Genomic DNA, 6,535 nt, shown 5'->3' with positions numbered 1-6,535 from the left:
AGAATTTATATAAACTTGCGTACTAGTTGGCTATCTGCCAAAGCAAATCTTGTAGCCTGTCGGCGTACTCACGCAGTTTCGCTAATTGCTCGTCATTTAACTCTTTGGGCTCTCTGTCGATGATGCATAAAGTCCCGATGCGTAAATCTGGTTTCATGATCAAAGGTGCGCCAGCATAAAAACGAATATGGGGTTCACCTGTGACCAGTGGGTTAGTTTTAAAGCGAAAATCCTCTTGAGCATCAGGCACATACAAGGTCTCGTCATAATTGATGGCGTGACCGCAAAAAGACACGTCTCTGTCAGTTTCGCAGGCATCTAACCCAACATTCGATTTAAACCACTGACGATTAGTATCCACGATCGTCAGCAGACAAATAGGCACGTTAAACCACTCCTTTGTTTCGGTAGTGATTTTATCCAACTGAGCGTCAGGGGCAGTGTCGAGAATTTGCAACTGATTGACCATTTCCATGCGCTGGGTTTCATTTTTGGGAATATCGGGTTTTATCACTGAGTACTGCCTTATCCTTAATAATTGGATTACAAGTTTATTCTAGACCAGCCAGCTTAGCTTGCCAGAACCACTGCTACGCTCAAATACAACTTTTGGATGAAATGCATAGGTAATTTGACCAGTTTTGAAACGGATGTTGTATATTGATGCACCGAGTTACTGACTAATGTAGTCTGTTGCTACTTTTTTAGTACATTAATTGTGAAAGCGCATAGCTGACAGAGACTGGAAGAAATTGATGGAACCCAAGGTAAAGTTTAACAAAGAATATCTGGTTGTGGCCCAAAATGCTTCAGGCCGCAATCTCAATGTACCTGTTTACCGTTTTAAAAGTGATTTACCCGGTCCAAAAGTGTATGTACAAAGCTCGATCCACGGTGCCGAAGTACAAGGCAACGTAGTGATTTATCATTTGATTCAGGCTTTGCAGAGTACGCCACTGAAAGGTGAAATTATATTGGTACCCAACTGCAATCCAGTGGGCAGTAACCTGAAATCAGGCGAATACACCTTGGGCCGTTTTGACCCGGTCAATGGGCAAAACTGGAATCGCGCCTATCATTTCGACCAGGGATTGCTGGATAGCTTTGTTGAACAAGTGGATCCCAAAGCGGATATGGCGGAGTTAAAGGGGCTATTTCGCGATCATATTAAGCAAGGGATTGATGCCGTTCTTGCCTCTGAATGGGGCGTGGGACTGGCACAACAGTTGAATTTAAAGCTGCAACGCTTCGCTTTTGATGCGGATATTGTACTGGACTTACACAATGGCCCTGTCTCTACCCGCCATATTTATGTGCCTGAATACGCCCGCGAGTCGGCAAAATTCTTCAACATTCCCCATGTGATCCTGATCCCAAATAAGTTTGCAGGAGCACTGGATGAAGCCACCTTTTGCCCTTGGTGGACGCTTAGCGAACAGCTGCAACAAAAATACCCCGAAAGACAATGGCAGTTTGGGGTGGAAGCCTTTACTGTCGAAATGGGTTCGCAAGAGGTGATTGATTTTAACGCGGGTGAGCACGATGCCCGCAGTATACTCAGCTATCTTTCTGCAAAGGGCTGTTTTACCGAGCCATTATTTACCCCAGATGTGATGCAGCGCCACGCGGTTTTCTTGCGAGATTATAAAATCTTATTCAGTCAGCAGGGCGGTATCGTGGAGTATCTGGCAAAGCCCGGTCAAATGGTGAAAAAGCACGAATTGTTGGCTCGCGTACTCAATGTTGATGAACTGGAAGACAATAGAGCTGTGGGTGAGATCAGTGCCCCCTGTGATCTGATCCCGATTTTGCATTTTCCGTCAGCAAGTGTGTTGGGGGGAACGCAGTTGTATAAGTGTTTTACTCATTATTTTGATTTATAGGATTCACAAATAGCCTGATAAACCTGCTCCCTTGTGTAGGGTTTTTTGAGAATTTTGACATCATCTACCAGATATTGGCGGGCTTTAAGGTCCTCACTAAAGTAACCCGAAGCGAAAACGAGTTTTACCTCTGGTTGTAATTTTTTAATCTCAGCACAAATCGCAAATCCGTTGTCTCCCTGTTGCAAAACGACATCACTGAAAATGACATCCAATGACTCTTGATTGGCAATTGCCAATGCCTCCTGGCGATCTTCGGCGGCAAAAACCAGGCAGCCGGCCAATTTAAACAGTTTTGTCGCAATAACCCTGACTGGCTCTTCATCTTCAATAACCAGAATCCGTTTGTCTTTAAGCTCTTCAAATTTCGCGAGAGTATGCTTTAAGGCAGTGGGTGCGGTATCGGGTTCACAATAGTGGGGTAAAAAAAGCGTAAAGCGCGTGCCTCGGTTCTCTTCACTATCAACTTCAATAAAGCCACCGGATTGTTTGATAAATCCATATACTAAGCTAAGCCCCAGGCCTGAGCCTTTGTTGTTATCTAGGGTGAAAAATGGATCGTATATTTTCGACAAGACGGCGTCTGGTATACCTGTGCCGGTGTCCATCAATGTTATCACCACGTATTCACCAGCGTTGAGTTGCAGCCCTACATTGTCCAGCTTTTGCTCCGCGGTAATTACGCAGTTGGCTGCTGAAATATCAAAATGTCCCCCCCTGGGCATGGCATTTTTGGCATTAATCGCGATATTCATTAGAGCACTTTCCAGGTGCACTTTGTCCAGAAAACAAGGCCACAAACCTTCCGCGATAGTAACATTAATCCCAATATCTTCGCCCATAACGCGATTGAGCAAGGATTGTAATTCGTGAAGTGCCTGCGTTATGTCCACGCGGCTGGAGTGTAGAGGCTGTTCTCGACTAAATACCAATAATTTCGAGGTGAGTTCTGCGGCGTTATTCGCCGCTTGCTTGATAATCGCAAGGCTTTCATTCAAATCCATGTCCTTTTCGTCTGCGCACAGCTCTGCAACTTCCGCATTGCCTACAATAATCGCTAGCATGTTATTAAAGTCGTGGGCGACTCCTGCTGTTAAACGACCAACGGCTTCTAAACGTTGATGCTGCATTTTTTGCTGCTCTTCTTTCTTAAGCTGAAGTAACTCCTGGACACAGGCAACGACAAATGACTCACTTTCGTGTTGCACGCTGGATATGGTGATCTTGACCGGGATTTCATTACCTTTGCCATCAAGGGCCAACAAATCCTCGCGATCATCCATGCCACGAGTACCTTGGTTTTCCATAAACAGCTTGCGCTTTTGCTGGTGTCCGCTGCGAAATCGTTCCGGTATCCATTGCTCTACCTGGGTACCTATAAACTGATCTCTTGAGGTTTTAAATACATCAAACGTTTTTTCAGAGGCGGTGAGTATTTTGCCGTTATTATTGGCCACCAGTAGGGCATTTGGCGAGTGGTTAATGATCACATTCAAGCGAGCAGCCAGCGCCTGCATCTGGATAGAATCAGATTCATGACGACGAATGAAGTGATAACAAATCCAGCCGAGAAAAATGTATAAGAGGAAGCCGCAGAGCCAGAAAAACAGCAATATAACGGCTGTTTCAATATCTGAATTTAATGTCTCTCTGCGCTCAAAGAGTTCTTCCTGAAATAGCATCCGAAGCTTTGAGAACGCCGCTAGCGCTGGTGTATCATCTACCTGGACTAAAGCGTCTAATTCACTTGGGGATAAGTGTGAGCGGCTATATAGGTATTGTTCCTTTTGGCGATATTGGTTAAATACAGTTTGAATTTCTGCGATAGCTTGTTTAACTCGTGGATTTCTCCACGTGCTGTTCAACGTCTGCAAACCGCTTTGCAGCATTTGTCCTGAGTCGTTGAGGTAAGCAAAACGCTCCTGCTCTGCGCGCAAAACGATATTTTTAAATTGATGGATATATCCGCCGTATCCAAATGCATCGGAAACGGTGCGCAACGTTTGCCCCACTTGCCACTCAAAATTGGCAAACTCTTTCCAGTCTTGTTCTAGCTGTTTGACGTGTTGATAGCCAAGTACCACCATTGATGTTTTTATCAACAGAGCCAAGGCAACCAAGCCAAATATAGTGGCTCGGCTGGAGAGGTGGCGTTGAATGGCGTCCATGCTGTATTGTTATTACCCTTTTTTAATCTGCTTGTTAATGCCAGACTGCGCAGTTGTGTTGTCAATTTGCAGCGCAATGTCTCGCAGCGATAACATGAGTTTGATGAATGCTGATTGGGCATTGGAGTCAGCTAAGGTTCGTTCAATATTGTGTGTTAAGAGAGTTGATTCTGCTTCAGTGAGATTGAAAGATTTTGCGCTTTCTTTTACTACATCATCAAGATTACGCAGTGTTCTTGACCAGTTGTCATGTTGTTTATTGACCAGAGCACTGAATTCATTTTCCAGTGAATTGATGTCTAGTTTCAATTCACACCAATAGGCGCTGTACAATACAGCCTCAGCTTTCATATCTAATAGGTTCATCAGAATTTGACATTGATCTATGATCTGTTCTTTGGCTTTGACATCTTCTGGCAGATTGAGAAGCAACAGCGAGCAAAATTGACCATTGAATATGGCACGGCTACTAAACTCTGCAACCGTACCCATGGTGGCAAGGTTGTCAAAAAGTCTTTCCAGTAACGGAATACTGCACTTATCGCCGGCGCGATATACTTGTTTCTTTTTCCCCCACCTCAGACATAACGCAGTCTCCAGTCCTGTTTCAGTAAAAAAGTTAAAAACGGTATGGGTAAAATGTTCGATTGACTGTTTTTCTGCTAGCGCAAGACAGAACTGTAATGTTTTTGCATGAAAGCTTTCCTCCTGGATACCTTTTACTATGTTGGCCGTTACCGACTTAGTATGGGAATTGTTAAGTGCAACAAAGCTGGTCAGAATTTTATTGCATAGCGCTTCTGGATAGATGAAGGTCGGGAACACATCGCTGTACCCATGTTCTATCGACGCTAAAAGCTCATTGGTTTGCACATCATCAGCTAACAAGAAATAAAGACTGGAACCGGAGTTAATTGCTTTAATCTCTTCTAACTGTTGAGCCGTCGCGTTGTACAACACGATAGCCTTAGTTTCTCCGATATATTGGCGGGCATCTGAGAAGGTTGTAACCTTAAAACCCAGATAGTCTCTTAATACATGTTCAAAGTCATAATGCTTATCTGTATTGGGTTTGAGAAATACGGGGCTGATACCGCGCAGTAACTCCATACTGTGCTCGTCCAGCGCTCCACCTTGTGCAGTGGTGGATTTCGGATTATTGACGAAGTTTATCAATTCCTTGATGGGTATTGGTTTGGAGTACAAATACCCTTGTACGATATGACTGTGCTGTTGCAACAGATATTTCAATTGTTCCCGAGTTTCCACTCCTTCCACCACCAAGCGGTATCCGAGGCTTTGAGCTAATTTGGCAGTGGAAGAAACAATGGCTTGAGAAGTATTCTTTGTTTGTAGATCTGCAACAAAGGAGCGATCAATTTTAATCTCATTGAAAGGTAGTTCGTTGAGCTGCTTAATGGTGGAAAATCCAGTACCGAAATCATCTAGTGCCAACCCAAAGCCCTTTAAGCGCAACTTAGATAACGCGATTTGGCATTCAATACTCAACTCTATGGCGGCAGTCTCAGTAATCTCAAAAGTAATATTCTCCGGCATCACTCCAGAGTTATTCACGATACGGATGAGGGTATCGGTAAACCCTTTATTGATTGAGATCGCTGATAGATTAAAACTGACCTTGGTTTTTCTTTTATTTGGCAATTGAGTTACCAGCTCTTTCAGGCCCTGTTTTAACAACAAAAAGGTCATTTCATCGATGAGTTGATAACGTTCGAAAAACGGGACAAATACCGCAGGACTGATTTCACCGAGTTCGGGAATGGACAAGCGAGCTAAACATTCAACGCCATCAAGGGAGTGATCAAGGACATTGACTTGGGGCTGAAATACGGGGTAGATATACTCCCTCTTGATAGCTTCCCGACACTGGCTTTCGCTCAAGGTTTTACTGGGAAATTTCTTTGAACTCCCACCATTCTCCTTCGTTGGAGAATGAGCGAAAAATTCCAGCAGGTGATTAAATTCAAACGGCTTTGCCAGTGAGCCTATAACATTCAAACCCTGTTTTTGGGCTATCATTTTTGCAGTTTCAAGAATCGTTTCGTCTTCGCCAGTCAACAAAACAAGGTTAACCCTTGTTTTGCTGTTGGCAAGTTCATTGATAACGTCCAATCCATCTTTACCTGGCATCTTCAGATCAAGGAACAGAATATCTTGCTCCGCCAACGAAGTGGCTAAATTCGATTGCCATTGTGCAAAAGTTTCACAGGGGATTTGATGTTTACTGAAAAAACGTTTTGCCGTTTTTAACAGCAACAACTCATCATCGACAATTATTGCTTTTCCGCTCACCGGTCAGCCCTCCGTCAATACACCAAAAACAAATTGCGTTATTTTTTAGGCAATTTCTATTGAATATTGAGTATGGAATAGAATTCGAATTTCGAGTATTTCCTTTTTGTTTCTCCACGCTCAGGTAAACGCTCTTCTTTTGTTTCGATAACAAATTAATGCATTTAGAAA

At 43.6% G+C, this 6,535-nt stretch carries 4 protein-coding genes; 1 reads left to right on the top strand and 3 read right to left on the bottom strand.

Translation table 11 applies throughout. The annotated features are described in order from the left end of the window. Positions 1 to 22: 22 nt before the first annotated feature. Complete coding sequence (locus tag ACXAGP_RS04230) at positions 23 to 514, bottom strand: GAF domain-containing protein (protein WP_475259753.1); 492 nt, start codon at positions 512 to 514, stop codon at positions 23 to 25. A 241-nt stretch (positions 515 to 755) separates the two neighbouring features. Between ACXAGP_RS04230 and ACXAGP_RS04225 the strand changes: the two genes are divergently transcribed. After that, a complete protein-coding gene (locus tag ACXAGP_RS04225) occupies positions 756 to 1,883 on the top strand; it encodes a succinylglutamate desuccinylase/aspartoacylase family protein (protein ID WP_475259752.1) in 1,128 nt (375 codons plus the stop codon). On the opposite strand, the gene ACXAGP_RS04220 is transcribed toward ACXAGP_RS04225, so the two are convergent. Together ACXAGP_RS04220 and ACXAGP_RS04215 are read right to left on the bottom strand one after the other, a co-directional pair. Next, a complete protein-coding gene (locus ACXAGP_RS04220) occupies positions 1,868 to 4,051 on the bottom strand; it encodes an ATP-binding protein (RefSeq protein ID WP_475259750.1) in 2,184 nt (727 codons plus the stop codon). The genes ACXAGP_RS04225 and ACXAGP_RS04220 overlap by 16 nt on opposite strands. 12 nt (positions 4,052 to 4,063) lie before the next feature. Beyond that, positions 4,064 to 6,364, bottom strand: a complete 2,301-nt coding sequence (locus ACXAGP_RS04215) for an EAL domain-containing response regulator (RefSeq protein WP_475259749.1) — start codon at positions 6,362 to 6,364, stop codon at positions 4,064 to 4,066. Between the last annotated feature and the right edge of the window lie 171 nt (positions 6,365 to 6,535).

The organism is Planctobacterium sp. AWM4_229 (assembly GCF_056160305.1).
This window is presented reverse-complemented; position numbering and strand designations above follow the sequence as displayed.